The sequence below is a fragment of the Halorubrum rutilum genome, from assembly GCF_024494565.1.
Map to the genome: position 1 here is coordinate 177,777 of NZ_JANHDN010000007.1, position 26,720 is coordinate 204,496.

The window sequence follows — 26,720 nt, forward strand, 5'->3', positions numbered from 1 at the left end:
AGGAGTCCGTGTTCGGTCCCTTCTTAACCGACGCGGCCGATCCATGGCGTATGGCAACGGAAGCCGCGGCCGACGACGCGACCGACGCCCCCGAGGCGTACGAGGCCCTCCTAGACCGCGTTCGCCGCTGGAACGCGGTCGGGAGCGCCGCCGGCGTGCTCGGGTGGGACCAGCAGGTGATGATGCCCGAGGGCGGCACGCCCGCCCGGTCGAAGCAGCTCTCGGCGCTCTCGTCGGTCCGACACGACATGATCACCGACGAGGAGACCGGCGAGCTGCTCGACGCGCTCGACGGCGCCGAGCTCACCGACGAACGAGAGGCGGTCCTCCGCGAGGTCCGCCGCGAGTACGAGCGCGCCGACGCCGTCCCGGTCGAGCTCGTCGAGGAGATCTCCGAGACCGGCTCGGAGGCGCTTCAGGCGTGGGAGGAGGCGAAGGCCGAGGACGACTTCGAGGCGTTCGCCCCCTACCTGGAGAAGCACGTCGAGCTCAAGCGGGAGTACGCCGAGCATATCGACCCCGACCGGGACCCCTACGCGGTCCTCTTCGAGGAGTACGAGCCCTGCCTCTCGATCGGTCGCGCCGAGTCGATCCTGGAGGAGCTCCGCGAGACGCTCGTCCCCATGATCGACGCGATCCGCGAGTCCGACGCGGACCTCGCCGTCGACACCTTCGAGGGGACCTTCCCCGAGGACGAGCAGGAGGCGCTCGCCCGCGAGGCGCTCGAACTCGTCGGCTACGACTTCGACCGCGGCCGCCTCGACGTCTCCTCGCATCCGTTCACGTCTGGGAACCAGTTCGACTGCCGGGTGACCACCCGGTTCGACGAGTCCGACCCGCTCGGCGCGATCGGCTCGACGATCCACGAGTACGGCCACGCGCAGTACGTCCTCGGGCTCCCGCGGGAGGAGTGGGGGACCCCGCTCGGCGACGACCGCGACCTCTCGGTCCACGAGTCGCAGTCGCGGCTCTGGGAGAACCACGTCGGCCGGAGCCGGGCGTTCTGGGAGCTGTTCCTCCCGCGGTTCAAAGAGCGGTTCCCGGAGACCGAGGAGGCCACGGTCGAGGACGCCTACGAGGCGGTCAACCAGGTGTACGAGGACAACCTCATCCGGGTCGAGGCGGACGAGCTCACCTACCACCTCCACATCGTCGTCCGGTTCGAGATCGAGCGCGACCTGGTCCGCGGCGACCTCGCGGTCGAGGACGTGCCCGAGGTCTGGAACGACAAGTACGAGCGGTACCTCGGGATCCGGCCCGACACCGACAGCGAGGGGTGCCTCCAGGACATCCACTGGAGCCACGGCAACTTCGGCTACTTCCCGACCTACTCGCTCGGCTCGGTCATGGCCGCGCAGCTGTTCGAAGCGGCCGAGGAAGAAATCGACGACCTCGACGCGAAGGTCGCCGACGGCGACTTCGACGACCTCCAGGCGTGGCTCGGCGAGAACGTCCACCGGCACGGCTCGCGCTACGAGACGAACGAGCTGGTGGAGCGGGCGACCGGCGAGGCGCTCTCGGCGGACGCGTTCACCGACTACGTCGAGGCGAAGTACGGCGAGCTGTACGGGCTATAGCTCAGACGCCCAGCCGGAACCCGGTCATCAGGACGATCAGCGCGAGCATGACGGCCGCCTCGAACAGCCCGACGACGAGGTTCTTCCTCTCGATCGATTCGAGCCGCGAGGCGTCGGGCTCCGGCGAGAGCGTCTCGTAGTACGCGCTGAGCTGGAGGCGGTGAGGCACCGCCAGCCCGAACGCGAACAGCCCCCAGCCGAGGCCGAGCGCGAGCCCGGACCACGCCCCGGCGAACCCGTAGCCGAGCCCGAGGCCGGGCGTCAGGAGGACGGTCCCCGAGAGCACCGTCGTGAGCGAGAAGCCGACGAGGAAGAAGACGGCCTTCGGAATGAGAGCCGCGTTCACCGCGGCCGACGCCTCCTCGTCAAGCCCGCCCAGCGTCGGCCCGATGATCGCCGGGAAGATCAGCGCGAACCCGAACCACACCGCGCCCGCGGCGACGTGCGTGTAGAAGAGCAGTTCGGTGCTCGCGAGCGCGAGGCTCGCGGCGAAAAACGCCAGCGGCACGAGGAGGCTCCCGGCCGCGAACGCCGGATTCGCGGCCTCCGCGAGGTGCCGAACCCGCTCGACGAATCCCAACTCCGCGACGCGACGACCGCCTTCGTTCGCGACTGCCATAGGAGCCGATCACGAACCGACGTGAAATGCGTTCTGGTCGACACGATCTCGGCCGCTTCTCGGCGGCCGGGGTTCGCTCGCTGTCGCGGTCTCGTCGGCGGTGGTCGCACCGCGTTCGCTCGGCCGGCTCGCTACAGTGGCCTCGCGTTCGCTCGGCCGCTCGGCTCGCGGTTTCACCGCTCCCCACGAGACCTCACGTCGTTCGGTCTCGCTTCTCGCCGGCGGAGGCCGGCTCGCTACAGTGGCCTCGCGTTCGCTCGGCCACTCACTTCTCGATGATGCTCTCCTCCACCGCCTCGCCGAAGTGCCGCGCCACGTCCTCGTAGTAGACGAGCGCCTCGTCGCCCTCCTCGAGGTCGGTGACCGCCTTCTTCCCGTCAGCGGTCGCGACCTTCACCGTCTCGGCGTTCTGGATCAGCGTCTCCACGCGGTCGACGCCCTCATCGGTCTCCACCTCGGCCTGGATCCGGAACATCGGCCGCTTCTCGATCTTCACGCGCCCGACGATCGCCTCGCGGGTGCGGCCGTCGGTGTCGACCACCTGCACCTCGTCGCCGCTGGAGAGCTCCGCGAGGTAGTTCGTGCCGCCCTCCGCGTTCCGGACGTACGCGTGGACGGCCCCGGCGTTCACCCGGAAGGGGCGCGACTCGACGTACGGCGACTCCGCGGTTTCGGCGTGCACGAAGAACAGCCCGCGCGACATCGACCCCACGAGCATCCCCTCGTCGTCGTCCATCAGCGAGCCGGTGTCGATGCAGACGCGGTCGGCCATCCCGGTGCGCTCGACCGCGGTCACCTCGGCGTGCCGGAGGTCGAGCGTCTCGCGGTCGGCGGCGTCGCGGGCGTCGACCGCGCCCCGGATCTCGTCGGGGTCGCCCGAGTCGAGGAGCACGCCGTCGGCGCCGATCTCCAGCGTCTCGAAGGCGGTCCGGGCCTCGGCGGCGGTGGTCGCGCCGGCGACGAGGTGCGTCTCCTCGCCGACCCGCGCGATCAGGTTCTCCAGCGGGATGATCGACCAGTCCTCGCCGACGACGATCGTGTACTCGGCGTCCGCGGCCGCCTCCTCGGCGAACCGCTCGTACTCGGTCCCGAGCACGCGGACGTACACGCCCTGCGCGCGGTCGTCGCGCCGGCGGACCGTCGTCAGGTCCGCCGAGCCGGAGAAGTCGTCCGGGAGGTCGATCGTCCCGTCGCCCTCGCCGCCCTTGCCGACGAAGTAGGCGTCGGCCTCGGCGTCGCTCTCGGCGTCGTCGATGACGTCCGCCTCGGAGCGGAACGCCGCGACCGAGATGTCGCCCAGCTCGCGGACGCGCCCCACGTCCGCCTCGTCGACGAGCACCCAGTCCGCGCCGGCCTCGATGGCGGCCGTGACCCGTCGCTTGCGCGCCTCCCAGTCGCCGACGCTCCCGTCGGCCTTCACCCAGACCGTGCGTGTCATTGTCGGAACCTCACGGCGGGCGGGCTTGAAAACTGCGGAAGGGTCGCGCGTTGCGGCCGACGCTGCGACGCGGTCGGACGCCGTGCCCGACGCCGCGCCTCCGGAGACGACAAAGCACTTATCGCTGAGATGGCACCTACGACCCGAAGCACCGAATGACGCCACTACGCGAGCGGCTCTCGAACGCGGCCCCCCGGGACGCCGCGACGCGCGACGCCCTCCGCGAGCGCGCCGCCCCCTGCCTCGGGGTCGACCCGCGCGCGCTCGGCGCGTTCCGCATCGCGCTGGCGCTCCTGCTCCTCGGGGACCTGCTCGTCTACCGGCTCCCGGGGCTGCGCGCGTTCTACACCGACGAGGGCGTCCTGCCGCGCTCGACGCTCGCCGAGGTGTACCCGACGCTGGAGGCCGTCTCGATCCACGCGGTGTCCGGGTCGGCGCGGGTCCAGGCGGCGCTGCTCGCGCTCGCCGCGGGCGCCGCCGTCTGCCTGCTCGTCGGCTACCGGACGCGGGCGTCGACGGCCGTCTCGCTCGTCCTCCTCGCGTCGCTGTACGCCCGGAACCCGTTCGTGATCAACGGCGGGAACACGATCCTGGTCGCGTTCCTGTTCCTGGCGCTCTTCCTCCCGCTCGACGCCCGGTGGTCGCTCGGCGGGAGCCGGCGGAGCGACCGTCGCGACCGGGACGAACTCGACGGACGGGGCGACCTTGACGAACGGGACGGCGACGAGCGGGGAACCGGAAGCGACCGGCGAGTCTGTTCGCTCGGGACGGCCGTCGCCCTCCTGACGCTCGTGTCGATCTACGCGGCGAACGCGGTCTCCAAGTACCGGAGCGACGCGTGGATGTCGGGCGTCGCGGTCCCGCGGATATATCAGGTGGAGGAGTTCGTGGTGGGACTGGGCCCGCTCATCTCAGAACGGACCGCGGTCCTCGCGGCGGTGAACTGGCTCTGGATCGCGCTCCTCGCGGCGTCCGTCCTGCTGCTCGTCCCGTCCGAGCGACTCAGGACCGGCGTCGTCCTGTCGTTCGTCGCCGCGCACCTCGGGATGGCCGCGACGATGCGTCTCGCCGTCTTCCCGTTCGTCATGATCGCGGTCCTCCTGCTGTTCCTCCCGCCGCGGGTCTGGGACGCCGTCGAGGGAGTCGCCTCGAAGGCCCGCGTCCCAGCCCGGCTCGCGGCCCCCGCGCTCCGGAGCGACGGCGGGAGCGCGGACGCGACCGCGTCGGCGCCGTCGGTCCCGTCGGGGGTTCGCCGCGGGGTCCGAGTGGCGGCCGCCGTCCTGCTCGTCGGCTTCTTCGTCGCGCTCGTGTGGTGGCAGGCCGCGGGGGTCGGGCTCGTCGACCTCCCGGCGTCGGAGTCGACGGGCGGCCTGTCGGAGGTGAGCTGGTCGTTCTTCGCGCCGAACCCGCCGGACACGTCCAGCTGGTACGTCGTCCGGGCCACCCTCGACTCCGGCGAGTCGGTCGACGCGCTCGGCGGCGGGGCGGTGGCGTTCGACCGGCCCCCGGACGCCGCTGAGACGTACCCGACGACCCTCTGGCACCAGTTCGGACACCGGACGCGGTACGCCGGCGAGACGCGGTACCGCCCGGTGGCGGCGTACGTCTGCGAGCGAGCGGACCGGAGCGTGGAGTCGGTGACCGTCTTCCACGTCGAACAGGAGGTCGGACCGACCGGGCCGGTCGGACCGCCGGAGCCGCAGAAGCGTATCACCGCCGCCTGCTGACGCGTCGTTCCCCCTCGTCGACGCGGAGCGATTCAACGCGTCCCGAGGCGTCCCTACGCCTCGATGAACCCGCCCGCCCGGAGCGCCTCGTCGACGCCGGCGTCGTCGTGGACGATCGCCGAGACGGCGCGGGCGATCCCCTCCGGGTCCTCGTGCTGGAAGATCGACCGTCCCATCGACACGCCGGACGCGTCGCCGTCCATCGCGCCGCGGACCATCTCGACGGTCTCGCGGTCGGTCCCCTTCGAGCCGCCGGCGATGACGACCGGGAGCCGGGTCGACTCAGTGACGCGGGCGAACGAGTCGCCGTCGCCGGAGTAGCCGGTCTTCACCACGTCGGCGCCGAGCTCCTCGGCGAGCCGGACCGCGTGCCCCAGCGACTCCGGGTCGGTCTCGTCGACGCCGGGGCCGCGCGCGTACGCCATCGCGAGCACGGGGAGCCCGAGACGCTCGGCGTCGGCGGTCAGCTCCGCCAGCTCCTCGATCTGGTCCGGCTCGTGGTCGGAGCCGACGTTGATGTGGAACGAGACCGCGTCGGCGCCCGCGCGCACCGCGTCCTCGGCGGTCGCCGTGACGCGCTTGTCGCTCTCGTCGGGGCCGATCGTCGTCGACCCGTTGACGTGGACGATGTAGCCCGCGCCGTTCTTGTTCGGGTGGACGCGCTCCGCGACGCCGCGCTGCGTGAGGACCGCGTCTGCCCCGCCGCGCGTGACGCCGTCGATCGTCGACTCGATGTCGACGAGGCCGTCGACGGCGCCCATCGTGATCCCGTGGTCCATCGGGACGATGAGGTACCGGTCGTTCGTGGAGATGCGGTCGAGTCGTGCCGAGAGTCCTGCTGTCATGGTGGGTTCGGTCGTTGTGTGAGAGTGTGGCAATCGCAGGTAAGTGGGTTTCGTTCGGGGTCGTATTGGCTCGAACCCCCGGTCACCGCGACTCGGGCGCGCCGACGCGGGCGGCGTGGCCGCGCTCGGCGCCCGCCTTCAGCTCCCGCGAGAGCGCCTCAAGCCGGTCCGCGACCGCCTCGGTCGACAGGTCCGCCTCGACGCCCTCGGCGACGATGTCGACGAGCGCCGAGCCGACGATGACCCCGTCGGCGCCGCCGGCGACGATGCGCTCGGCGTGCTCGCCCGAGGAGATGCCGAACCCGACCGCCTTCGGCACGTCGTACTCGGCGAGCCGGTCGAGGCTCTCCGTGGTCTGGTCGGAGACGTCGTCGCGCGCGCCGGTCGTCCCGAGCCGCGCCTGCACGTAGACGTACCCCGACACGCGACCCATGATCCGGTCGAGCCGGTCGCCGACCGTGGTCGGCGCGACGATGAAGATCAGGTCGAGGCCGAACTCGTCGCACGCCTCCCGCAGCGGGTTGGCCTCCTCGGCCGGGAGGTCGGGGACGACGAGCCCCTCGATGCCGGCCGCGGCGGCGCGCTCGACGAAGGGGCGGGGGCCGGTCTCGCTCGCGGTTTCACCGCTCGCGTCCGAGGCGCGCTGCGCCTCGCTATCCCCGTACTGATAAATGAGGTTGTAGTACGTCATGCAGACGAGCGGCGCGTCGACGTCGAGCTCCTCGGCGAACGCGAAGAACCGGTCCGGCGTCATCCCGCCGTCGAGCGAGCGCACGAGCGCCCCCTGGATCGTCGGTCCCTCGGCGATCGGCTCCGAGAAGGGCAGCCCGAGCTCGATGACGTCGGCGCCGCCGCGGTCGAGCGCGCGGACGTACTCCAGCGACGCCTCGTAGGAGGGGTCGCCGACGGCGAGGTAGGGGACGTAGGCGGGGCCGTCGGCGAACGCCTCGGCTATCGCGGCCGAGTTGCCCGTCTCCGCCATTCAGATCCCCCCCGTGAACATCGACATGTCCGGCGCCTCGTCGACGTCGCGCTTGTCCGTCTCCTCGATGGCGGCGTCGAGGTCCTTGTCGCCGCGCCCGGAGACGTTCACGACGACGCGCTCGCCGAGCTCCTCGTGGCGCTCCTCTAAGAAGCCGAAGGCGTGCGCCGTCTCCAGCGCGGGGATGATCCCCTCCGTGCGCGAGAGCCGGTGGAACCCCTCCAACGCGGCGTCGTCGTCGACGGCGACGGGGCTCACGCGCCCCTCGTCGACGAGGTACGCGAGCTCCGGGCCGACCCCGGCGTAGTCGAGCCCGGAGGAGATCGAGTGGCTCTCCATGATCTGTCCGTCGGAGTCCTGCAGGAGCTTGGTGCGCGCGCCGTGGAGCACGCCCTCCTCGCCGGTGTACAGCGAGGCGGAGTTCGGGGCGACGCCGGCCTCCTCGTCGACCTCCAGCGTCGAGCCGCCGGCCTCGACCGCGTGGAGCGCGACGTCCTCGTCGTCGACGAACGCGGCGAACGACCCCATCGTGTTCGAGCCGCCGCCCGCGCAGGCGACCACGTCGGTCGGGAGCTCGCCGGTCTTCTCGATCGCCTGCGCCCGCGCCTCCTCGGAGATGACCGCCTGGAAGTCGCGGACCATCACCGGGAACGGGTGCGGGCCGACGATCGACCCGATGACGTAGTGGGTGTTCTCGACGGTGGTCGCCCAGTCGCGCATCGTCTCCGAGATGGCCTCCTTCAGGGTGCCGCGGCCCGCCGTGACCGGGTTCACCTCGGCGCCGTTCAGCTTCATCCGGAAGACGTTGGGGCGCTGGCGGTTGATGTCGCGCTCGCCCATGTAGATCTCGCAGGGCATGTCGAGGTGGGCGGCCGCCATCGCGGTCGCGGTGCCGTGCTGCCCGGCGCCCGTCTCGGCGATGATCCGCTCCTTCCCCATGTACTTCGCCAGCAGGACCTGGCCGAGGGCGTTGTTCAGCTTGTGCGCGCCGCCGTGGAGGAGGTCCTCGCGCTTGAGGTACACCTCGCGGTCGTAGCGCTCGGAGAGCCGGTCGGCCCGCTGAAGCGGGATCGGGCGACCGCCGAAGTCCGCGAGCCGCTCGCGGAACTCGTCCATGAAGCCGTCCTCGTTGTCGAGGACGTACCGCTCGTAGGCGTCGGTCAGCTCCTCGATCGCCGGCATCAGCGCCTCCGGGACGTACTGGCCGCCGTAGCGGCCGAACTTCCCGTCCTCGCGGCCGCGCTGGCGGCCGGGGCGTCGCGACAGCTCTCCGGTCTCGATCGTCGTTGGCTCGGTTTCGCTCATGTGGGTGTCTCCGTGGTGTCTCGGTGGTCTCCGTCGTCCGCCTCCGCCCGCGTCAGCGCCCGCGTGTTCGCCTCGACGTCGCCGTCCATGATCGCGCTCCCGACGAGCAGGGCGTCGGCGCCGGCCGCCCGCATCCGGCGGACGTCGGCGGGCGAGCCGATCCCGCTCTCCGCGATCAGCGTCACCTCGTCCGGGACGTGGGGCGCCACGGACTCGAAGGTTCCGAGGTCGACGACCAGCTCCGCGAGGTCGCGGTTGTTCACGCCGATCGTCGTCGCCCCCGCGTCGAGCGCCCGCGTCAGCTCCTCGCGGTCGTGGACCTCGACGAGGACTTGGAAGCCGCGCTCGCGGGCCGCGGCGAGCAGGTCCGGGAGGTCGTCGCCGACGAACCGCGCGATCAGGAGGACGACGTCGCTCTCGACGGCGTCGAGCTGGGACTCGGCGACGACGAAGTCCTTGCGGAGGACCGGCACGTCGACGGCCTCGCGGACGCGTTCGAGCACCGCGACGCTCCCGCCGAAGTGCTCGGGCTCCGTGAGCACCGAGAGCGCCGCGGCGCCGCCGGCGACCATCCCCTCGGCGAGCGCGACGGGGTCGTCCTCGCGGGCGCCGTCGGTGGTCGGACTCGTCGGCTTGACCTCGGCGATCAGGGGAACCCGGCCGTCGGCCTCGGCGCGGTCGAACGCGGCCCGCAGGTCGCGCGGGTCGACGTCGACGCGGTCGGTTCGGCCCTCGGCCGCCCGGTCGCGCGCGGCCGACAGTATCGACCTGACCGCGGGGGCCAGCTCGGTTGTATCCTCCATTACTGTACACTAATGCACGTATCTGTTCATAAGACTTGCGGGGCCGGCCGTCCGCGGGGCGCGCCGTGGGCCGCACGGGCCCGACGCGGGATTCGCCCCCTCGTTTTAACCGTCGGGCCCGTCGTGTGACGGGTATGAATACGACGGGAACGTCGGGCGTCTTCGCCCGCGAGTTCGCGGCCCTCGACCGAGCGGTCGAAGTCGGCTTCGCCGGCGGGCGGGTCATCTCGGTGTCGTTCCCGGCGGACGTGCCGGCGGACGCGGAGCCGGACCACGAGCTGCTCGACCGGATCGGCGCGTACGTCCGCGGCGAGCGCGACGAGTTCGCCGACGTCGCCGTCGGGCTCACGGTGCCGACGGACCGGCGCGACGTCCTCGAAGCGCTCCGCACGGTCCCCTACGGCGAGGAGGTGTCGGTGAGCCGGCTCACGCGCCTGGCCGCGCTCGACGCGGACGACCCCGACGACCTCGAACTCGTGCGGAACGCGCTCGACGAGAACCCGGTCCCGCTCCTCCTCCCGGACCACCGGGTACAGGGCGGGCCGCACGCCACGCCGGGGGCGGTGCGGAACGCGCTCCGGCGGGTCGAGGGGCTGTAGCGGAGGCGGTTCGAAGCCGCGGTTCCGCCGGTCTACCCCTCCGGTGCCCGCTCTCGCCCGTGCTCCTCGATGTTCTCCCAGACGACCGTCATCAGCTCGCCGGTCTTCTCGACGAGGTCCTCGACCGCGCCGCCGGCGTCGGCGGGCGCGCAGCCGAGGTCGCGGATCGCCTTCGTCGCCGACGTGTGGTGGACGTGCACCCGGTCGTCGCCCTCGCGCTCGTAGACGATGGTGGTACAGGGGAGCATCCCGGCGAGCGTGGGGTCGATCTCGATCGCGTCGAACGCGATCTCTGGGTGACAGACGACGATGAGGGCGGTCCGCTCGACGTCGTCGTGGCCGAGCATCCCCTCGATCATCCGGTCCAACCGCGTGACGCGCACCGTCTCGAAGTCGGCGAGCTCGTGTTCGATCTGCACGAAGGGGACCGCGTCGTCGAACGGCATGTCGAGGGTCGTGTGGAGCGCCTCGTCGGCGGTCGGCGCCGGCGACCCGTGCTCGGCGTCGCTCATGCCAGCGACTCCGACCGCGGCGGCAAAACCCTCCGCTAGCCCGTCAACGACTGCCGCTACCTGTGACGGAGCGCGGCCCTTGCCGGTCGGGACGGACTTATCGGTCGGAGTCGCCTTCGCTCGGCCATGATCGAACTCTCGCGAGCGGTCTACGACGACATCGTCTACCACGCGTACGGCGGCGGCGAGGCGGAGGTCTGCGGCGTCCTCGCCGGCACCCACGGGACCGACGGCGAGCCGAGCGTCGTCACCGACACGTATCAGGCGGAGAACGTCGCCGACACGCCCCAGATCCGCTACCTCATCGACCCCGAGGAGCAGTTCGAGCTCATCGAGACGATCGAGGGCGACGGGCTCGACGTGGTCGGCTTCTACCACTCGCACCCCACGGGCCCGACCCACCCGAGCGAGACGGACGCCGCGCGGGCGACGTGGCCGGACCACTCGTACGTCATCTGCGCGCTCGACGGCTACCCGTTCGTCGGCTCGTGGCGCTGGCGGGGCGACGAGGAGGCGTTCGAACAGGAGACGGTCTCGGTGCGGAGCGAGCGGTAGGACGCGTTCGAACGCGACATCCGCGTGTGCGTCTCGGAGTCGGCGGTGTCAGGCTTCGCGGTCCCGACCGTTCGTTTATACGTGGTTGATTCCGAGTCGGCGGTGAAGACCGCCACGGTCCCAGCCGCTCGGCTGTACGCGGTCGACGTCGGATCACCGGTGAACACCTCCAAAGCCCCAGAAACGAGGGCGAGTTACGCTCGCTGCGCTCCTCGGTCGGTCGCTTTCGCTCCCTCCCTGCGGTGCTCTCGTCGCCTAACTCGCCCTCGTTTCTGCCCCTTTGAGTCCCGCCCGACTGCACCGCCCCGCAGCCTCACGCCTCCCCAGCCTCGTCGCTCCCTTCGGTCGCGACTCCCTCGCACGCGCTCCTCGCGGCCGCCGAGGGCGGCCGCTCGCAGGCGCGCGCCACCGCATCGTTTCTGGGTTAGCTCGCGTCGTTGACGCTCACGCTCCTTGAGTGTAGGTCGCGGCCGGTGCTTCGCTGAAAAGAAAATTTCGCCGAGCGTCGGGCCTCAGTCGTCCGCTTCGATCTCGGGCTCCGCCTCGTCGTCGCCGCCGACGTCGATGGCGCACGAGGCGTTGTACTCGACGTCCTGCACCGACTCGATGGCGGGGTCGTCGCCGCACACCGGGCAGTCGTCCTGCTTGGGGATCTCGACCTTGTCGAACTCCATGTCGAGCGCGTCGAAGAACAGCATCGAGCCGTCGAGCGACTCGCCCTCGCCGATGACGTGTTTCACCGTTTCGGTCGCCTGCAGGCAGCCGACCGTTCCGGGGAGCACGCCGAGAACCCCGGCGGTCGCGCAGTTCGGGACCATCCCGGCCGGCGGCGCCTCGGGGAACAGACAGCGGTAACACGGCGAGTCGTCGTCGCCGGCGAACGTCGTCACCTGCCCCTCGAACTTGAAGATGGAGCCGTGCGAGAAGGGGATCCCGGCGAGGGTGCAGGCGTCGTTGACGAGGTACCGCGTCGCGAAGTTGTCCGTGCCGTCGACGACGAAGTCGTAGCCGTCGATGAGGTCCTCGATGTTGTCCGAGGTGACCCGGAGCTCGTGTTTCCGGACGTCGATGTCGGGGTTCAGCCCCTCGACGAAGTCGGCGGCTGAGTCGACCTTCTTCCGGCCGACGTCGTCGTTCCCGTGGATGACCTGGCGCTGGAGGTTCGACAGCTCGACCTCGTCGTCGTCGGCGATTCCGAGCGTGCCGACGCCGGCGGCGGCGAGGTACTGGATGATCGGCGCGCCGAGCCCGCCCGCCCCGAGGACGAGCACCTCGGCGTCGAGCAGGGCCTTCTGGCCCTCCGGGCCGACGTCGTCCATGATGATGTGTCTGGAGTAGCGGTCGAGCTGCGTCGGATCGAGATCGAGGTCGCTCATTCGGCCGCCCTTATCGCCGCGAACGCATAAGCCGGCCGCCCACCGGCGCGTCCTGCCGGCATCTCGGAGGTGCGTCCTGTCCGCACGACCGGCGACGCGTTCGGGGACGGCCGGGGACGACACCGGCGACGGTTCCGACGACGCCGACCCGCTTCCCGTCGCCAACCCCCGCCCCGTCGCCGACGCGGGACCGTCGGTCGGAACCGGCGCGAGCGGACCGTGGCGGGACGCCGGTCGTGTTAGGCCGTGGCCGCGGTTGCCGTCGACGCGTCCCTTTTTGGACTGGGACGCGAACGTGACGTATGGCAACGATCAAGCTGCCGGCCGTCCTCGTCGGCGGGTCCGCGACCTCGGAGGTCGAGGTCAAGGGCGCCACCGTCCGCGAACTGTTCGACAACCACGCCGACGAGCACGGCCCGGAGCTCCGGGACAGCGTGCTCGAAGACGGCGAGATCAAGGAGTTCATCAACGTCTACGTCGAGGGGACGCCCGTCGACGGCGTCGACGCCGAGGTCCCGGCCGACGCGCAGGTCCGCGTCATCCCGGCCGCCTCCGGCGGACGGTAACGGTTCAGTTTCTTTCCTCGCGAAGACGGCCCGTTTATAAATAGTCCTCCCAGAGCGGGATGTCCGCGTACTTGTCGCCGCGGTCGCACAGCATGAACACGACCACGTCGTCGTCCGCGAGGTCGCCGGCCGCGTCGAGGTTCGCCACTACCGCGGCGCCCGCGCCCGCAGACGTGCCCACGACGAACTGGTCGCCGACGCGGAGGTGCTCGCGGACCGTCGCCTCGTCGTGCTGGCCGGGGTCGGCGACGGGGACCGAGTCGTCGAGGTAGCGCTCCCGGAGGGCCCGCGCCCGGTCGTAGGCGTCCGAGGTGGTGACGTACTCCGTCCGGTCGAGGACCGACTCGTCGTACGTCTCGGGGTGGTAGTGGTCGCCCGTCTTGAGGAATTTGAGACCGTCGATGGCGTGGAGCTGCTCGTCCGGCTCGAAGCCGACGACCTCGACGGCGCCGTCGCTCAGGTCGGTCAGGCCGCGGCCGGTCCCCGTGATCGTCCCGCCCGTGCCGACGCCGGCGACGAAGTGGGTCACGTCGCCGTCGGTCGCCTCGTAGATCTCGCGGGCGGTCGTCCGCTCGTGGGTGCCGGGGTTGTCGGGGTTCTCGTACTGGTTCGGGCGGAAGTACGCCTCGGGGTCGGCCGCGATGATCGCCTCGCAGCGTTCGATGACGGCGTCGTAGCCGAGGTTGGCGTCGACGAAGTGGATCTCCGCGCCCGCGTCCCGGACCGCCTCGACCTTCCCGCCGGCGGCGTTGTCCGGCATGACGATCTCGACGTCGTAGCCGCGGGCGGCCGCGAGCCGGGCCACCTCGCTGCCGGTGTTGCCGGAGGTCGGCTCGATCACGGTGACGCCGGGCTCCAGGTCGCCGCGCTCCTCGGCGCCGTCCAGCATCCCCTTCGCGATCCGGGACTTGATCGACCCGCCGCCGTGCGGGGCGTCGTAGAGGTTGAACCACTCCGCCTTCGCGTACACGTCCGCGTCGGCCTCGATGTCGAGGTCGAGCTCCACGAGGGGCGTCTCGAAGATCGTCGACTCGTCGACGACGTACTCGCTCATGGGTTCCGTAGGTCGCTCCCCGATAAGAGTCCGACGGAAACGGTCGTCTCGACGGCTATCGCGGTCGTGCGCCGCGATCGCCCGTCCGAGATACGGGAGAAGCCTGCCGCACACGAAAGGGGTTACCGGGCGAGACGCGTACCGGTCCGTATGAGTCAACCATCGTGGGACGACGTCGTCGAGATGCCCGACGAGCTCGACGACGAGACCGCCGAGTCGCTCCTGGCGGACGCGACCGAGGTACAGGACATGACCGGCGAGGTCTGCCCGTACCCCCAGGTCGAGGCGAAGAAGGCCATCGCGGGGCTCTCGCCCGGCGACGTGCTGGTCCAGAAGACGGACCACGTCCCGAGCACGGAGAACGTCCCGAAGGCGGTCGGCGACGACGCGACCGCCAAGGTGTGGAAGTCCGGCGACGGCCGCTACCGCATCTTCATGCGGAAGGAATGATCATGGTCGAGGAACTCACCCCCGAGGAAGTCAACGAGCGCGTCCAGCAGGGCGACGTCCGCGTCATCGACACGCGACCGCCCGAACAGTACGAGCAGGGGCACATCCCCGGCGCGATCAACGTGCCGCTGGGGGACCTCCCCTCCCGCGTCCCCGACATCGACTGGGACGACACCGACGTGGTCTGCGCCTGTCCGGTCGGCCAGTCGTCGAAGCAGGCCGCGATGCTGATCCAGAGCTACGAGGGCGTCGAGGACGGCGTGCTCGTCGCCAGCATGTCCGGCGGCTACGAGGAGTGGGACTTCGAGCTGGAGACCGGCGCGGCGGCTGACGCCTGAGCCGGCGGTCGAAGTTTTTGCTGGTATTCTCGTCTTTGAGAGGCTTCACGGCCGAGAGTCGTCGGCGCCGATTCGGTACTGACTATGCCGGTGCGGCGGCGCGCGCCTGCGAGCGGCCGCCCCCGGCGGCCGCGAGTCAGCGCGTGCGAGGGAGTCGGTGGTCCGGAGCAACGCGGAGGACCACCGACGAGGCTGGGGAGGCGTGAGGCTGCGGTTGCGGGGCTGTGCGGGGGAGGGACTCAAAGGGGCAGCCGGCTCCGGGAAGACGGGCGACGCCAGGACCGCAGAGAACGAGCGCAGCGAGTGATTGAGGACCGCAGCGAGCCCCTCGACCGGAGCCGGCTGGGGCTTTGGAGATGTTCTCCGCGGTGGTTTCTCAGAGGAGCGTGCATACGGCTTCAAGAGATACCACGTCCTTACAGATCGGCCCGTAGTCGTCCCGATCAGCGGCTTCGAATCCGGTCGAGAATTCCTCTTAGATCGCGCAGCCGACCTCGCGGTACATGTAGTGGGTCATCACGTAGACGCCGAGGATGATCCCCGCGCCGGCCAGGAATGAGTGAATCGACAGCAGCGCGACCCCCGAGAAGAGGTTCGCGATGTTGCAGCCGGCCGCGAGCCGCGAGCCGACGCCCATCAGGAGCCCGCCGACGGCGTAGTTGGGCACCCGGTTCAGCTTCGGCTTCCGGACCCGGAAGTCGCCGGAGGCGTACGCGGCGAGGAAGGAGCCGACGATCAGCGACGCGATCATGATCATGTCGATCGTCAGCGAGACGTCGCCGTCGCGGAACAGGATCGACCCCCAGTACTCGACGCTCGCGACGTCGAACCCGGCGCCCGCGAGCAGGTAGCCGGCCCAGCGCGCCTCGCTCCCGGTGATCGCCCAGTGGCCGTGCACGTAGAACCAGAGGCTCGCGACGAGCGCCATCGCCACGCCCGCGGTCCGCGCGTCCCACGAGTCGCGGAGCCGGACCGCGAGGGGCCGGTCGTCGTCGCGGAGCCCCCGGGCGTACGCGACGGTCCCGTCGGCGATGCCGCGCAGTCCGACCGAGACCGCCGAGAGCGTCCGGGAGGCGCCGAGCGCGGCCTGCGCGCGGGTGTCGGCCCCCACGCCGGTCCCGCCGGAGGGGTCGTCCGGGAGGGCGCTTCTCCCCTTCACGAACGCGTACGCGAGGGTGCCGACCGCGACCGCCAGCGCGCCCGTGATCGCCGGCGAGAACGGGAGCGAGAGGTACAGCGTCTGCCCCTCGAACGGGTTCAGGGTCTGGAAGTAGTACGTCTCCGCGACCGGGAACGCGAACGCGAAGAGGACGTAGCCGACGAACATGAACAGGAGGACGAGCCAGAACTGGAGGTACCCCTGCCCGGCGCGGTAGAGGGTGCCCGAGGCGCAGCCGCCGGCGAGCGTCATCCCGAGCCCGAAGACGAAGCCGCCGAACAGCGAGCCGAGCCCCCACGCGGGCGTCCAGAAACCGCGGAAGTAGCCGAACGTAGCCTGGACGCTCCAGAAGACGGTCATCACCGCGATGCCGGCGAGCAGTCCCTTCAACACGCGGGTGTCCTTGAACGCGACGAAGTCGCGGAACGCGCTGACGAAGCAGAACCGCGCCTTCTGTAACAGCACGCCGAACGAGAGCCCGACCGCGACCGAGATCCCGACGTAAGCGACGGGCGAGAGCATCATTACCGGAGCGGAGTGCGCCCGCACCTAAAACGTCGCTGAAGACGGTAACGGTGCGCACCGGTCGGAGGAACGAGCAACACTTGCTCCTATGTGACACACGGGGCAACGAAGCGCGCGTCCGAGAGCCCTTTACGCGCGAGCCGCGTCGTGGGCGTATGAGCGACGACTGCGGCTGCGGAGCGAACGACGCGGCGTCGAGCGCCTCGGCCGACGGGGGCCCCGGCGCGTCGGGCGGCGCGGGACCGCGCCCCGCGAAGGGGAGCGAGCTGGCCAACGACGACCGGCGGAACCCCTTCGCCGACGGGATCGACCGGCGGCGCCTCCTGCAGGCCTCGGGGGCCGTCGGCGCGACGACGGCGCTGGCCGGCTGCTCGGGGGGAAGCGACGGCGGGGGCGGCGACGAGCCCGCGCCGACGATGTTCGTCTTCAACAACGGGGACCGGACGCTGAGCGTCATCGACACGGAGAGCGACGAGCTGCTCACGACCGCGTTCCTCGGCACGACCGCCTCCTTCCCGGCCAACCAGTACGCCACGGGCATCGACGACGAGCACGACGTGCTCTGGCTGAACGTCTCGGGCGGCGTCCGGGCGTTCGACCAGCGCACGCTGGAGGAGCTCGCCTTCGTCGAGACGGGGTACGGCCCGAACTACCCGAACGTGACGCCCGACGGCGAGCACCTCCTGATCGCCTCGGGCGGGACGACCGGGATGGCGCCCGAGGGCGACGAGAACCACGCCATCTTCCGCGTCGACGCGGACCGCGACAGCGACGCCTTCGGCGAGGTGACCGCCGAGATCGAGACCGGCTACGTCGGTCCCTGCGACATGACGCTCGGCCCGGACGGCGACTACGCCTTCGTCGTCGACGTCGCCGACGAGGCGATCCGCGTGCTGAGCGTCGACCCCTTCGAGACGGTGACCCGGGTCGACGCCGGCGAGCCGGTCACCGAGGGCAACGTCCTCCCGTTCATGTGCACCGCCTCCTTCGACGGGGAGCTCCTCCTCGTCGAGAACGGCGAGGGGACGCTCGGCGGCGACCCCGAGGTGCCCCGCGAGGGCTCCGAGAGCGTCTGGGACATCTCCGATCCGGAGAGCCCGGAGGAGATCGCGAAGGTCACCCGCGACGACGGGCTCCCGGGCGCGCCGATCACGAGCGAGGTCGCCCCCGACAACACGGCCGCGTACCTCTTCATCCCCGGCGAGGGCGTCGGCGTGATCGACCTGGAGGCGAACGAGTACGCGACCACCCTCGACGTCGGCGGCAGCAGCATCGCCGGCGCCTGGGGGCCGAACCGCGAGAAGCTGTACGTCCCCGTGCAGGACGCGAACCAGGTCGCCGTGATCGACCACGCGAGCCGCGAGGTCGTCGCGACGGTCGAGGCCGGCGAGGCGCCCACCGGCGCGGTCGCCGGCACCGTTCGCCCGGAGGAGGACGCGGTGTCGCGGGTGCAGGCGTCGCTCGCCTCGCTCGGGATCACGTTCGGCGAGATGGAGGCCTCGTGGTGCATGGACGACCACTGCTACTGCGGATGACCCCCGATAGCGCGTCCGACGACGGGGACGTCGACGACGACCCCGACGACGGGAGCGCCGACGACGCCCGCGACGAGCGGGAGCCGGACCCGGCGTCGACCCGTCGCGGGCTCCTCCGGGCCGCGGCGGGCGCGACGGTCGCCGGCGCGGCGAGCACGGCCGGCTGCCTCGGCGTCTCGACCCCGGCCGACGTCGCCGCGCGGTACGAGGTGAGCGGGAACGTCGCCCACTTCGTCGGGCCGAGCTGGCTCGCCGACAACCGCGGGGACGTCGTCGTCCTCGACGCGCGGAACGCCGAGCGCTTCCGCGAGGAGCGGATCTACGGCGCCAGGCGCGTCCCGTTCGACGCGATCACGGGCCGGGAGTCGAGCGGCGCCGGCCTGGTTCCGGACGTCGAGGCGATCGCGGCCGCGTTCGGCGAGGTCGGCGTGTCGCCCGACGACGACGTCCTCGTCTACGGCGCGAGCGTCGGGTCCCGGGTGACCCGGACCGCGTTCGCGCTCGCGGCGCTGGGCCACGGCGGCTCGATCCGCGCCCTCAACGGCGGCCTCTCGGGCTGGAACGGTCGGCTCGGGACCGGTTCCCGAGACCGGGTCACGCCGACCGAGTACGATCCCGACCCCGCGGAGTCGGCGTGGGTCACCCGCGACTGGCTCGCCGATCGCCTCGGGACGTTCAACGGCGAGGGCCCCGGCCTCGTCGACGTTCGCGCCCCGGAGGCGTACCTCGGCGCGCCCGCCGCCGACGCCCTGAACCCCGACAACGACCGCCACGGGCACCTCCCGGGCGCGATCGGCGTCCACTGGGTCGGCAACGTCTCCGGCCGGCGGATGACCGACCCGGGCGAGCTCGTGGGGCTGTACGAGAACCGGGCCGAGCTGGACCGGTCCGGCACCGTCGTCGTCTACGGCGACGACAACGTCGACCCCACGTCGACGTGGCTGACGCTCCGGGCGATCGGCTTCGAGGACGTGCGCGTGTACGACGGCGGCTTCGGCGAGTGGGCGAACGTCGAGGGCGACCGCGGCCGCTACCCCGTCGAGACCGCGACGAGCGTCGTGATCGAGACGGAGGGGAGCGTCGGCGGCGACGACAGCAGCGGCGACTTCTCCTGTACGGGATGACGGGCGACGGGGCGGCCGACCGCGGCGACGCGGGCGACTCCGACCGCCCGCCCGACCGCGTCGTCGCGGTCCCCTGCGAGGGCGACGACGTCCTCGCGCTGTTCGCGCTCGCCGACGGCGAGCCGCTGGGCGAGGTCCCGGTCGGCAGCCACCCGGTCCACGCGACGACCGCCGCGGGGCGGACCTTCGTCGCGACGATGGGCGAGCGGGCGGTCACCGCGGTCGACCCGGACGGCGCCGTCTCGCGGGTCGAGACCGGCGTGCTCGGCCCCACGCATTTCGCGACCGCGAACGGCGAGCTGTTCGTCTCCTGTACCGCCGGCGACGCGCTCGCCGTCGTCGACCCCGAGTCACGGACGCTCGTCACCCGGATCGGGGTCGGCGCCGAGCCACACGAGGTCGCCGTCGCCCCGGACGGCGGTCGGCTCTACGCCGGCAGCCGGCGGGAGGGCGTCGTCGACGTCGTGGACCCCGTCGCCCGCGAGCGGCTCGGCGCCGTCGGCGTCGGGCCCGACGCCCGGGTGCAGGGCGTCGCGGTCGGCCCCGACGGCGACCGCGGCTACGCCGTCGACCAGGCGGGCGCTCGGATCGTCGCGTTCGATACGGACGGGGGTCTCGTCCGGCGCGACGGCGCGGGCGCCCCGACCGACGAGCCGGTCCTCGGGGAGGCCGCGGTCGGCGCGGACCCGTACGACCTCGTCGTCACGGCCGACCGGGTCTTCGTGCCCGGTCGCGATGACGGCGTCGTCCACGAGTTCGACCGCGACCTCGGGGTCGTCGCGGTCCACGAGGGGTTCGACCGCCCCGTCGACCTGTTCCGGATCGGCGGGGAGTGGTGGGTGCTCGACGCCGCCGCGCCCGGGCTCCGGTCGCTGTTGGGTGCCGTCGTCGAGACGCCGGCGCCGGGCCTCGTCGCCACCCGCGTCGGCGACCGGCTGGTCGTCTCGCACTACGACGACGACCGGGTCTCGCTCGTCGACGTCGAGGCGGGGCCGGTCTGGACCGCGGAGACTGGGGCGTACCCCTTCGGCTCCGTCGTCGTTTGACCGCGGACTCGCTCTCGCCGCGGGCTCGCTCCCGCTGCGGACCCGCTCCCGCCGCGGGCGACGCTCGACCCCCACCGGTGCGCCACTCGTCACAGACGGCGGGGAATCCTGCCGATGCCCGCGGAGCGATGTCCCGTCCCGTCGTCCCCGCGGTATGAAGGTCGCGTACGTCTTCGCGACGGCCGGACAGACCATCGACTACGTGCTCGGGGACATGATCCTCCCGCAGCTGGAGGCGGGGGCCCACGGCGCCGACGTGGTCGGGATGTTCTTTTTCCACGACAACACGTACGCGCTCCGCGAGGGTGATCCCCTGGGCCAGCGGCTCGCCGACGTGGCGGCCGAGCGGGACATCCTCCTCATGCTGTGCGACCAGTGCGCCACCCGCCGGGGGCTCGCCGAGTTCGACCGCACCGACGAGCACGGCCGGGACCGCTACGAGCCGACGAACACCGTGGAGGGGGCGACCGTCGGCTGCTTCCCCGACCTCTACGCGGCGCTCGGCGAGGTCGGCGTCGACCACGTGATCACGCTGTAGGCGCGGGGTCGCGGCCAGAAAGGCTACTCCCTAAATCTCGAAGTCGGGCGTGTCGAACGCGCCCTCGTCGGCCTCGACGTCGTACCCCTCGATGGCGGTGAGCGCGACGTCGAGCGTCGTCTCGACGTCCCACCGCCCCGTGTTGATCGCGAGGTCGTAGATCGACCGGTCGGAGAGGTCGATCCCGTAGTACGACTTGTAGCGCTTCTCCTCTATCACCTCGCGGACCTGCATCTCCGAGGTCATCTCCTCGCGGTCGAGCGTCCGGTCGGCGCGCACCTCGTCCGGCGCGTCGAGCCAGATCCGGACGTCGGCGCGGTTCCCGGCGATCCACCCGGCGAGGCGCGACTCCAGGACGAACGCCTTGTTGGCGGTCCCCCACTTCTCGGCGATCCGGCGGAGCCGCCGGTCGAGCGCGCGGTCGATCTCCTCCGACTCGCCGGTCTTCGCGATCAGCTGCGAGAGGCTCATGTCGCGCTCGGCCGCGATCTCGCGGAACAGCTCCCCCCCGGAGACGTAGCCGCAGTCGAGCGCCTCCGCGAGCCCCTCGACCAGCGTCGTCGCCCCGCACCCCGGCGGCCCCGAGACGGTGACGAACAGGTTGCGGTCTATCTCCCGCTCCGTCGCCGGCGAGGTTCCACTCATACGTGCGGCGCCACGGACGGACCGCGGATAAACGAGGCGGTTCGGTACGGTCGCCGACGCGGGCGAGCGCGCGACCACCGACGCAACCGATATCCCTTCGCGCGCCCACGTACGCGGTAGTGACGGAACTCACGGACCGCGGCGCGGAGCGCCCGTCCGCGCGGGCGCTCCTCCGCGAGGCGCTCGCCGGACGCGACGCCCCCGCCGTCGAGTTCGATCCGGAGACGGTGCCGCTCCCGGACGCCGACGTGCTGGACCGCCTCTCGCCGCCGGTCCGCCGCTGGTGGGTCTCGGAGTTCGGCGCGTACGTCGGCGAGAACGGCGGCTTCTTCACGCCGCCGCAGCGCGAGGCCATTCCCCACGTCGACGAGGGGAGAAACTGCCTCGTCGCCGCGCCGACCGGCAGCGGGAAGACGCTCGCCTCCTTCACCGCCGTGCTCGACGACCTCTTCGCCCGCGAGCGGGCGGGAGGGCTGGAGAACTCGGTGTACTGTCTCTACGTCTCGCCGCTGAAGTCGCTCGCGAACGACATCAAGCGCAACCTGGAGGCCCCGATCGAGGGGATCGCGGCGGAGCTGTCGAAGGCCGGCGAACCGGGCGACGACGCCGACCCCGACGTCCGCCAGGCGATCCGGCACGGCGACACGAGCGAGGCGGACCGGCGGGCGATGCTGGAGGAGACGCCGCACGTGCTCAACACCACGCCGGAGACGCTGGCGATCCTGCTCAACTCCCCGAAGTTCAAGGAGAAGCTCCGGACGGTCGAGTACGTGATCGTCGACGAGATCCACTCGCTGGCCGCGAACAAGCGCGGCACGCACCTCGCCGTCTCGCTGGAGCGGCTGACGGAGCTGGCCGACGGCTCGCCGACTCGGATCGGCTGCTCGGCGACGGTCGAGCCGCTCGACGAGGTCGCCGAGTTCCTCGTCGGCCGCGAGCGCGTCGCGGGCGAGGTCGGCGACGAGTCCGGGCTCGAACCGCGCCCGTACGAGCTGGTGGACGCGCGGTTCGTCCGGGAGTTCGACCTCGAACTGCGGACGCCGGCGGCCGACCTGATCCACACCCCCAGGTCGGTCGTCACCGACCGGTTCTACGAGTCGCTCCGCGAGCTGATCGAGTCCCACGAGAACACGCTGGTGTTCACGAACTCCCGGTCGGGCGCGGAGCGAACCCTGCAGGAGCTCCGCGAGCGCTTCGGCTACGACGAGTCGGACTCGGGCTGTCACCACGGGAGCCTCGGCGAGGGGCAGCGCACCCGGATCGAGGAGGGGCTGAAGGCGGGCGAGCTGGACGTGGTGACCACGTCGACGAGCCTAGAGCTCGGCATCGACATGCCCCACCTCGACCTGGTGGTCCAGGTCGGGTCGCCGAAGTCGGTCGCGGCGCTGCTCCAGCGCGTCGGCCGCGCGGGCCACAGCCCCGGCGAGACGGTCGAGGGGCGATTGTTCGCGCTCGACCGCGACGAGCTGGTCGAGTGCGCGGCGATGCTCGCCCGCGCCGAGGACGGGTTCGTCGACCGCGTCTTCCTCCCCGAGGGCGCCTACGACGTGGCCGCCCAGCACGTCTACGGGATGGCGATAAACCGGATCCGCCCCGACCGCGAGGTCCGGGAGACGCTCCGGCGCGCGCACCCGTACCGCGGCTTCGGCGAGGACGAGTACGAGCGCCTCATGCGGTACCTCACGGCGGACTACGATGGGCTCGAAGACAGGAACGTCTACCCGAAGGTGTGGCGCGACGAGAACGACCCGCCGGGCGGGGAACACCACCACGAGGGGCACCCGGTCGGCGAGCTTCTCGTCGGGAAGCGCGGCCGGCTGGCGCGGGTCATCTACATGACGAACGTCGGCACCATCCCGGACTCGTTCAGCTGTCAGGTGCTCACGCGCGACGGGGAGCCGGTCGGGACGCTCGACGAGAGCTACCTCGACACCCTGGAGTCCGGCGACGTCTTCACCCTCGGCGGCGAGCGGTTCGCCTTCCGGTACCGCCGCGGCTCGAAGGTGTACGTCGACCGGACGAGCGAGCGCCCGACCGTCCCCTCGTGGTACTCCGAGCGGCTGCCCCTGTCGTACGACCTCGCGCGGGAGGTGCTGGCGTTCCAGGGCGAGCTGCTCGACCGGCTCGAAGCGGGCGGGCCGCCGGCGGTCCGCGCGCGGCTCCGGGAGTTCCCCCTCGACGAGAACGCGGTCCGAGCGATCGCGCGGACCTACGACGAGCAGGTCGCGTACGCGGGCGAGGAGAGCGTTCCCACTCCCTCGCGGCTCGTCGTGGAGGAGGAGCTCGACCGCGCCGAGTACAAGCGCCGGTTCTACGTCCACTCGAACTACGGCCGGCGGTTCAACGACGGCCTCTCGCGGCTCGTCGCCGCCGCGGTCGCGGACCGCACGGACGCGAACGTCGCCGTCGCGGTCGCGGACCGCGGCTTCTCGCTCGCGCTCCCGCTGAACCGCAAGGTCGACGTCGCCGCGATCCTCCGCGGCCTCGACCCCGAGACGGTCCGGGAGGACCTCCGCGAGGCGGTGCGGGGGACGGACCTCCACCAGCGCTACTTCCGGATCGACGCGGCGCGCTCGCTGCTCATCTTGAAACGGTACAAGGGGTACGAGAAGACCGCGGCCGAACAGCAGGTGTCGGCCGAGATGCTGCTCTCGTTCGCGGACGAGCTCGACGAGTTCGCCGTCGCCGAGGAGACGTACCGAGAGCTGCTGGAGGACCGGCTCGACGTCGCGGGGATCCGGGAGGTGCTCGGCGCGGTCGCGGACGGCGACGTCGACGTCGTGCGCCACGCCGTCGACTCGCCGACGCCGCTCTCGTTCGGGCTCGCGACGCTCGTCGACTCCGACACGGTGCTCGCCGACGACGAGTCGGCGGTGCTGCAGGAATTCCACGCCCGCGTCATGGAGTCGATCGAGGAGGGTGAGGAGAGCGACGACGGCGACGGGTCGTGAGCGAGCGATCGCGACTGCGGCCCCCTCACGGCCGCGAAACCGCGGAGGGGATCACGTCCGGAAGCCCGTCGAGGATCAGCGTCGTGTAGTGGAGGAAGACCGCGAGCGCCGCGAGGGAGAGCAACAGGAGAAACAGGAGGATCAGGCGCTCGTCGCGCCCGACGGCGGCGCGGGCGTCGGCGGCGAACCGCGAGAGGGGACCGGTCGTCGACACTGTCGGTTCTACGCGCCCGGTGGTTTAAAAGGGGTCGAACGGGACGGCGGGTCGCTTCCGGCCGTCGCCGGTCAGTCGCTCTCGACCGGCGGCGTCCCGGAGCGAGACAGCGGCTCGCCGTCGACCGGCTCGTCGGGGTTGGCGTCGATCGCGGCCTCGCTGAGCCCGAGCTGGGCGTCGACGTCGGCGTCCTCGCGCACGTGGACCGTGCCGCGGTGGATCGCGATCGCGTCGGCGAGGTGGAGCCGGACGGCGTCGAGCAGCACGTCGGCCTCCAGCGGCTGCCCGCGGCGCTTGATCTCCGAGACCTCGGCGCCGGCGGGCACGTCGAAGGCGCGCTGGGCGATCACGGGCCCCTGGTCGAGGTCGGTCGTCACGTAGTGGGCGGTGACGCCCGCGATGCGGACGCCGGCGTCCTTCGCCTGCCGGTACGCCTCCGCGCCGGGGAACGCCGGCAGCAGCGAGGGGTGGACGTTGATGATCCGGCCCTCGTACCGGAAGACGACCTCCGGCGAGAGGATCCGCATGTAGCGGGCCAGCGCGATCAGGTCCACGTCGTACTCGGCCAGGAGGTCGAGCAGGCGCTCCTCGTCGGTGTTCCCGCTCCCGTCGCCCACGTCGTAGAAGGGCTTGTCGTAGCGCTCCGCGAGCGACCGCAGGTCGCCGCGGTTGCCGATGACGACCGGGATCTCGGCCTCCTCGCCGTCGTCGGCGAGGTCGCCGTTGGCCTCGGCCTCCAGCAGCGCCTCGGGGGCGTGCGTCTCCTTCGTGACGAGGAGCGCGATCCGGCGGGCGTCGCGGTCGCTCGGGAACCGGACCTGGATGTCGACGTCGAGCTCGCGGCCGAGCTCGGCGAGCGCGCGCCGGAGCTCGCCGCGCGAGGTGTCCATCTCGGAGGCGTCCACGCGGGTCGTCATCCGGAAGACGCCCTCGCGGACCGCCTGGTCGAGGTCCTCGATGTTGATTCCCCGCTCGAACAGCAGGGAGGTGACCCGCGCGATGAGTCCGGTCTTGTCTCCTCCGACGACCGTGATCTCGGTCAGTTCGCGGGTCATGCGACGATCACCTCCGCGGGTTCGAACGGCTGCATACGCCGGGATCAGATCGCGGAGGGGTTTGCCCCTTTCGTTCTGGACCGAGCCGCGTCTCGCACGATCGACCGATATGTATCCACGAATATGGATAGAAGGGCCGTTCCAAAACGGTTTTTACACACGACTCCGCAGTACCGGCCATGACGGCATACACCGCGACGGTGACGGTCCGGCTGAAGCGGGGCGTCCTCGATCCCGAGGCCGAGACGACCCAGCGGGCGCTCGAACGCCTCGGGTTCGAGCTGTCGGACCTGCGGTCGGCCGACCGGTTCGAGGTGGACCTGGAGGCCGCCGACGCCGACGAAGCCGCTGACCGCGCCGACGAGATGGCCGAGCGGCTCCTCGCGAATCCGACCATCCACGACTACGACGTCGCGGTCGCCGAGCGATGACGGTCTCGGTGGTTCAGTTCGGCGGTTCGAACTGCGACCGCGACGCGGTCCGCGCGCTCGACCACCTCGGGGTCGACGCGGAGCGGGTCTGGCACGAGGACGGGCTCCCGGACGACACGGAGGGGATCGTCCTCCCCGGCGGCTTCTCGTACGGCGACTACCTGCGCGCCGGGGCGATGGCCGCCCGCGCCCCGATCATGGCCGAGGTCCGGGCCGCGGCCGAGGCGGGCGTCCCCGTGATCGGCGTCTGCAACGGCGCGCAGATCGGCGCCGAGTCCGGGCTGACGCCCGGCGCGTTCACCACCAACGCCTCCGCGCGGTTCCAGTGCGAGCCGGTCCGCCTGCGCGTCGAGCGCGCGGACACGCCCTGGACCGCCGCCTACGACGAGGGCGACGTGATCGAGGTCCCCATCGCGCACGGCGAGGGGCGCTTCGAGATCGGCGAGGACGCGCACGCCGACCTCGTCGCCGACGACCGCGTGCTGTTCCGCTACTGCGACGCCGACGGGAACGTCACCGACGCGGCCAACCCGAACGGCTCCACCGACAACGTCGCCGGCGTCCTCGGGGAGCGCGAGACGGTCGCCGTCCTCATGCCCCACCCCGAGCGCGCCACGCTCCCGGACCTCGGTCGGAGCACGGACGGCGCGGGGATCCTCCGCGCGTTCGCCTGACCGGGCCCGCGCCGACCGCTCGCCGCTACCGTTCCCGCACCGGAGCAGAGCGTTCGGCGCCCGCGGGGTCGCCCCCC

27 protein-coding genes are annotated in these 26,720 nt (G+C 71.6%); 14 read left to right on the top strand and 13 right to left on the bottom strand.

Annotated elements, in window-relative coordinates; all coding sequences use genetic code 11:
- Nucleotides 1-50 precede the first annotated feature (50 nt).
- Nucleotides 51-1,577, top strand: a complete 1,527-nt coding sequence (locus NO900_RS14845; protein WP_256409560.1) for a carboxypeptidase M32 — start codon at nt 51-53, stop codon at nt 1,575-1,577.
- 1 nt (nt 1,578) lies between these two features.
- On the opposite strand, the gene NO900_RS14850 is transcribed toward NO900_RS14845, so the two are convergent.
- Together NO900_RS14850 and NO900_RS14855 are read right to left on the bottom strand one after the other, a co-directional pair.
- A complete protein-coding gene (locus NO900_RS14850; protein WP_256409559.1) occupies nt 1,579-2,196 on the bottom strand; it encodes a hypothetical protein in 618 nt (205 codons plus the stop codon).
- A gap of 265 nt (nt 2,197-2,461) precedes the next feature.
- Nucleotides 2,462-3,634, bottom strand: coding sequence for a 3-dehydroquinate synthase II (locus NO900_RS14855; protein WP_256409558.1), 1,173 nt, complete (start codon nt 3,632-3,634; stop codon nt 2,462-2,464).
- A 155-nt stretch (nt 3,635-3,789) separates the two neighbouring features.
- Between NO900_RS14855 and NO900_RS14860 the strand changes: the two genes are divergently transcribed.
- Nucleotides 3,790-5,361 (top strand): HTTM domain-containing protein, encoded by a 1,572-nt coding sequence (locus tag NO900_RS14860; RefSeq protein ID WP_256409557.1) that lies wholly within the window; start codon nt 3,790-3,792, stop codon nt 5,359-5,361.
- Between the two features lie 53 nt (nt 5,362-5,414).
- Here NO900_RS14860 and NO900_RS14865 read toward each other — a convergent pair whose 3' ends face one another.
- The 4 genes from NO900_RS14865 to trpC form a co-directional block, all read right to left on the bottom strand.
- Nucleotides 5,415-6,206: a 2-amino-3,7-dideoxy-D-threo-hept-6-ulosonate synthase gene (locus NO900_RS14865; protein WP_256409556.1), complete on the bottom strand. Its 792-nt coding sequence runs from the start codon at nt 6,204-6,206 to the stop codon at nt 5,415-5,417.
- Nucleotides 6,207-6,288: 82 nt separating this feature from the next.
- Nucleotides 6,289-7,188, bottom strand: coding sequence for a tryptophan synthase subunit alpha (gene trpA, locus NO900_RS14870; RefSeq protein ID WP_256409555.1), 900 nt, complete (start codon nt 7,186-7,188; stop codon nt 6,289-6,291).
- On the bottom strand, nt 7,189-8,493 hold the full coding sequence (gene trpB, locus NO900_RS14875; RefSeq protein WP_256409554.1) for a tryptophan synthase subunit beta: 1,305 nt from the start codon (nt 8,491-8,493) through the stop codon (nt 7,189-7,191). It lies immediately after the preceding gene.
- Nucleotides 8,490-9,296, bottom strand: a complete 807-nt coding sequence (gene trpC / locus NO900_RS14880; RefSeq protein WP_256409553.1) for an indole-3-glycerol phosphate synthase — start codon at nt 9,294-9,296, stop codon at nt 8,490-8,492. The genes trpB and trpC overlap by 4 nt, the downstream gene beginning before the upstream one ends.
- Nucleotides 9,297-9,430: 134 nt before the next feature.
- On the opposite strand from trpC, the gene NO900_RS14885 reads away from it, so the two are divergent.
- Nucleotides 9,431-9,895 carry an MGMT family protein gene (locus tag NO900_RS14885; RefSeq protein WP_256409552.1) on the top strand — a complete coding sequence of 155 codons (465 nt, stop codon included), beginning with the start codon at nt 9,431-9,433 and terminating at the stop codon, nt 9,893-9,895.
- A 32-nt stretch (nt 9,896-9,927) separates the two neighbouring features.
- On the opposite strand, the gene NO900_RS14890 is transcribed toward NO900_RS14885, so the two are convergent.
- The gene (locus NO900_RS14890) at nt 9,928-10,407 is read right to left on the bottom strand and encodes a DUF302 domain-containing protein (RefSeq protein WP_256409551.1); all 480 of its coding nucleotides are present in this window, start codon (nt 10,405-10,407) and stop codon (nt 9,928-9,930) included.
- Nucleotides 10,408-10,533: 126 nt separating this feature from the next.
- Here NO900_RS14890 and NO900_RS14895 point away from each other — a divergent pair, with 126 nt between their 5' ends.
- A complete protein-coding gene (locus NO900_RS14895; RefSeq protein ID WP_256409550.1) occupies nt 10,534-10,962 on the top strand; it encodes a desampylase in 429 nt (142 codons plus the stop codon).
- Nucleotides 10,963-11,474: 512 nt separating this feature from the next.
- On the opposite strand, the gene ubaA is transcribed toward NO900_RS14895, so the two are convergent.
- Complete coding sequence (gene ubaA, locus NO900_RS14900) at nt 11,475-12,338, bottom strand: SAMP-activating enzyme E1 (protein WP_256409549.1); 864 nt, start codon at nt 12,336-12,338, stop codon at nt 11,475-11,477.
- Between the two features lie 302 nt (nt 12,339-12,640).
- Here ubaA and NO900_RS14905 point away from each other — a divergent pair, with 302 nt between their 5' ends.
- Nucleotides 12,641-12,904, top strand: a complete 264-nt coding sequence (locus NO900_RS14905) for a MoaD/ThiS family protein (protein ID WP_256409548.1) — start codon at nt 12,641-12,643, stop codon at nt 12,902-12,904.
- 34 nt (nt 12,905-12,938) lie between these two features.
- Here the strand turns inward: NO900_RS14905 and NO900_RS14910 are convergent, their stop codons facing one another.
- Nucleotides 12,939-13,958 (bottom strand): PLP-dependent cysteine synthase family protein, encoded by a 1,020-nt coding sequence (locus tag NO900_RS14910; protein ID WP_256409547.1) that lies wholly within the window; start codon nt 13,956-13,958, stop codon nt 12,939-12,941.
- Between the two features lie 150 nt (nt 13,959-14,108).
- Between NO900_RS14910 and NO900_RS14915 the strand changes: the two genes are divergently transcribed.
- Together NO900_RS14915 and NO900_RS14920 are read left to right on the top strand one after the other, a co-directional pair.
- Complete coding sequence (locus NO900_RS14915) at nt 14,109-14,408, top strand: sulfurtransferase TusA family protein (RefSeq protein WP_092565923.1); 300 nt, start codon at nt 14,109-14,111, stop codon at nt 14,406-14,408.
- Nucleotides 14,409-14,410: 2 nt separating this feature from the next.
- A complete protein-coding gene (locus tag NO900_RS14920) occupies nt 14,411-14,746 on the top strand; it encodes a rhodanese-like domain-containing protein (protein ID WP_256409546.1) in 336 nt (111 codons plus the stop codon).
- Nucleotides 14,747-15,221: 475 nt separating this feature from the next.
- Here the strand turns inward: NO900_RS14920 and NO900_RS14925 are convergent, their stop codons facing one another.
- Nucleotides 15,222-16,430 carry a YeeE/YedE family protein gene (locus NO900_RS14925; protein WP_256409545.1) on the bottom strand — a complete coding sequence of 403 codons (1,209 nt, stop codon included), beginning with the start codon at nt 16,428-16,430 and terminating at the stop codon, nt 15,222-15,224.
- Between the two features lie 155 nt (nt 16,431-16,585).
- On the opposite strand from NO900_RS14925, the gene NO900_RS14930 reads away from it, so the two are divergent.
- The 4 genes from NO900_RS14930 (at nt 16,586) to NO900_RS14945 (ending at nt 20,673) form a co-directional block, all read left to right on the top strand.
- Nucleotides 16,586-17,965, top strand: a complete 1,380-nt coding sequence (locus NO900_RS14930) for a beta-propeller fold lactonase family protein (RefSeq protein WP_256409544.1) — start codon at nt 16,586-16,588, stop codon at nt 17,963-17,965.
- Nucleotides 17,962-19,089: a sulfurtransferase gene (locus NO900_RS14935; protein WP_256409543.1), complete on the top strand. Its 1,128-nt coding sequence runs from the start codon at nt 17,962-17,964 to the stop codon at nt 19,087-19,089. Before NO900_RS14930 ends, NO900_RS14935 begins: the two co-directional genes overlap by 4 nt.
- Complete coding sequence (locus tag NO900_RS14940) at nt 19,086-20,135, top strand: YncE family protein (protein WP_256409542.1); 1,050 nt, start codon at nt 19,086-19,088, stop codon at nt 20,133-20,135. Before NO900_RS14935 ends, NO900_RS14940 begins: the two co-directional genes overlap by 4 nt.
- Nucleotides 20,136-20,289: 154 nt before the next feature.
- Nucleotides 20,290-20,673 carry a SaoD/DsrE family protein gene (locus tag NO900_RS14945; RefSeq protein WP_256409541.1) on the top strand — a complete coding sequence of 128 codons (384 nt, stop codon included), beginning with the start codon at nt 20,290-20,292 and terminating at the stop codon, nt 20,671-20,673.
- Between the two features lie 30 nt (nt 20,674-20,703).
- Here the strand turns inward: NO900_RS14945 and cmk are convergent, their stop codons facing one another.
- The gene (gene cmk, locus NO900_RS14950) at nt 20,704-21,318 is read right to left on the bottom strand and encodes a (d)CMP kinase (protein WP_256409540.1); all 615 of its coding nucleotides are present in this window, start codon (nt 21,316-21,318) and stop codon (nt 20,704-20,706) included.
- A gap of 119 nt (nt 21,319-21,437) precedes the next feature.
- Between cmk and NO900_RS14955 the strand changes: the two genes are divergently transcribed.
- Nucleotides 21,438-24,269 (top strand): ATP-dependent helicase, encoded by a 2,832-nt coding sequence (locus NO900_RS14955; protein WP_256409539.1) that lies wholly within the window; start codon nt 21,438-21,440, stop codon nt 24,267-24,269.
- Between the two features lie 25 nt (nt 24,270-24,294).
- On the opposite strand, the gene NO900_RS14960 is transcribed toward NO900_RS14955, so the two are convergent.
- Both NO900_RS14960 and NO900_RS14965 read right to left on the bottom strand, forming a co-directional pair.
- Entirely contained in the window at nt 24,295-24,483 is a 189-nt protein-coding gene (locus NO900_RS14960; protein WP_256409538.1) for a hypothetical protein, read from the bottom strand.
- 71 nt (nt 24,484-24,554) lie between these two features.
- Nucleotides 24,555-25,538: a formyltetrahydrofolate deformylase gene (locus tag NO900_RS14965; protein ID WP_256409537.1), complete on the bottom strand. Its 984-nt coding sequence runs from the start codon at nt 25,536-25,538 to the stop codon at nt 24,555-24,557.
- A 179-nt stretch (nt 25,539-25,717) separates the two neighbouring features.
- Here NO900_RS14965 and purS point away from each other — a divergent pair, with 179 nt between their 5' ends.
- Both purS and purQ read left to right on the top strand, forming a co-directional pair.
- The gene (gene purS, locus NO900_RS14970; RefSeq protein WP_256409536.1) at nt 25,718-25,969 is read left to right on the top strand and encodes a phosphoribosylformylglycinamidine synthase subunit PurS; all 252 of its coding nucleotides are present in this window, start codon (nt 25,718-25,720) and stop codon (nt 25,967-25,969) included.
- Nucleotides 25,966-26,643: a phosphoribosylformylglycinamidine synthase I gene (purQ, locus tag NO900_RS14975; RefSeq protein ID WP_256409535.1), complete on the top strand. Its 678-nt coding sequence runs from the start codon at nt 25,966-25,968 to the stop codon at nt 26,641-26,643. The genes purS and purQ overlap by 4 nt, the downstream gene beginning before the upstream one ends.
- Nucleotides 26,644-26,720 lie beyond the last annotated feature (77 nt).

Excerpts from the sequence above, each read along its gene's own strand:
- NO900_RS14845 (WP_256409560.1), top strand. The coding sequence starts at position 51 with ATGGCAACGGAAGCCGCGGCCGACGACGCGACCGACGCCCCCGAGGCG.
- NO900_RS14850 (WP_256409559.1), bottom strand. The coding sequence starts at position 2,196 with ATGGCAGTCGCGAACGAAGGCGGTCGTCGCGTCGCGGAGTTGGGATTC.
- NO900_RS14855 (WP_256409558.1), bottom strand. The coding sequence starts at position 3,634 with ATGACACGCACGGTCTGGGTGAAGGCCGACGGGAGCGTCGGCGACTGG.
- NO900_RS14860 (WP_256409557.1), top strand. The coding sequence starts at position 3,790 with ATGACGCCACTACGCGAGCGGCTCTCGAACGCGGCCCCCCGGGACGCC.
- NO900_RS14865 (WP_256409556.1), bottom strand. The coding sequence starts at position 6,206 with ATGACAGCAGGACTCTCGGCACGACTCGACCGCATCTCCACGAACGAC.
- trpA (WP_256409555.1), bottom strand. The coding sequence starts at position 7,188 with ATGGCGGAGACGGGCAACTCGGCCGCGATAGCCGAGGCGTTCGCCGAC.
- trpB (WP_256409554.1), bottom strand. The coding sequence starts at position 8,493 with ATGAGCGAAACCGAGCCAACGACGATCGAGACCGGAGAGCTGTCGCGA.
- trpC (WP_256409553.1), bottom strand. The coding sequence starts at position 9,296 with ATGGAGGATACAACCGAGCTGGCCCCCGCGGTCAGGTCGATACTGTCG.
- NO900_RS14885 (WP_256409552.1), top strand. The coding sequence starts at position 9,431 with ATGAATACGACGGGAACGTCGGGCGTCTTCGCCCGCGAGTTCGCGGCC.
- NO900_RS14890 (WP_256409551.1), bottom strand. The coding sequence starts at position 10,407 with ATGAGCGACGCCGAGCACGGGTCGCCGGCGCCGACCGCCGACGAGGCG.
- NO900_RS14895 (WP_256409550.1), top strand. The coding sequence starts at position 10,534 with ATGATCGAACTCTCGCGAGCGGTCTACGACGACATCGTCTACCACGCG.
- ubaA (WP_256409549.1), bottom strand. The coding sequence starts at position 12,338 with ATGAGCGACCTCGATCTCGATCCGACGCAGCTCGACCGCTACTCCAGA.
- NO900_RS14905 (WP_256409548.1), top strand. The coding sequence starts at position 12,641 with ATGGCAACGATCAAGCTGCCGGCCGTCCTCGTCGGCGGGTCCGCGACC.
- NO900_RS14910 (WP_256409547.1), bottom strand. The coding sequence starts at position 13,958 with ATGAGCGAGTACGTCGTCGACGAGTCGACGATCTTCGAGACGCCCCTC.
- NO900_RS14915 (WP_092565923.1), top strand. The coding sequence starts at position 14,109 with ATGAGTCAACCATCGTGGGACGACGTCGTCGAGATGCCCGACGAGCTC.
- NO900_RS14920 (WP_256409546.1), top strand. The coding sequence starts at position 14,411 with ATGGTCGAGGAACTCACCCCCGAGGAAGTCAACGAGCGCGTCCAGCAG.
- NO900_RS14925 (WP_256409545.1), bottom strand. The coding sequence starts at position 16,430 with ATGATGCTCTCGCCCGTCGCTTACGTCGGGATCTCGGTCGCGGTCGGG.
- NO900_RS14930 (WP_256409544.1), top strand. The coding sequence starts at position 16,586 with ATGAGCGACGACTGCGGCTGCGGAGCGAACGACGCGGCGTCGAGCGCC.
- NO900_RS14935 (WP_256409543.1), top strand. The coding sequence starts at position 17,962 with ATGACCCCCGATAGCGCGTCCGACGACGGGGACGTCGACGACGACCCC.
- NO900_RS14940 (WP_256409542.1), top strand. The coding sequence starts at position 19,086 with ATGACGGGCGACGGGGCGGCCGACCGCGGCGACGCGGGCGACTCCGAC.
- NO900_RS14945 (WP_256409541.1), top strand. The coding sequence starts at position 20,290 with ATGAAGGTCGCGTACGTCTTCGCGACGGCCGGACAGACCATCGACTAC.
- cmk (WP_256409540.1), bottom strand. The coding sequence starts at position 21,318 with ATGAGTGGAACCTCGCCGGCGACGGAGCGGGAGATAGACCGCAACCTG.
- NO900_RS14965 (WP_256409537.1), bottom strand. The coding sequence starts at position 25,538 with ATGACCCGCGAACTGACCGAGATCACGGTCGTCGGAGGAGACAAGACC.
- purS (WP_256409536.1), top strand. The coding sequence starts at position 25,718 with ATGACGGCATACACCGCGACGGTGACGGTCCGGCTGAAGCGGGGCGTC.
- purQ (WP_256409535.1), top strand. The coding sequence starts at position 25,966 with ATGACGGTCTCGGTGGTTCAGTTCGGCGGTTCGAACTGCGACCGCGAC.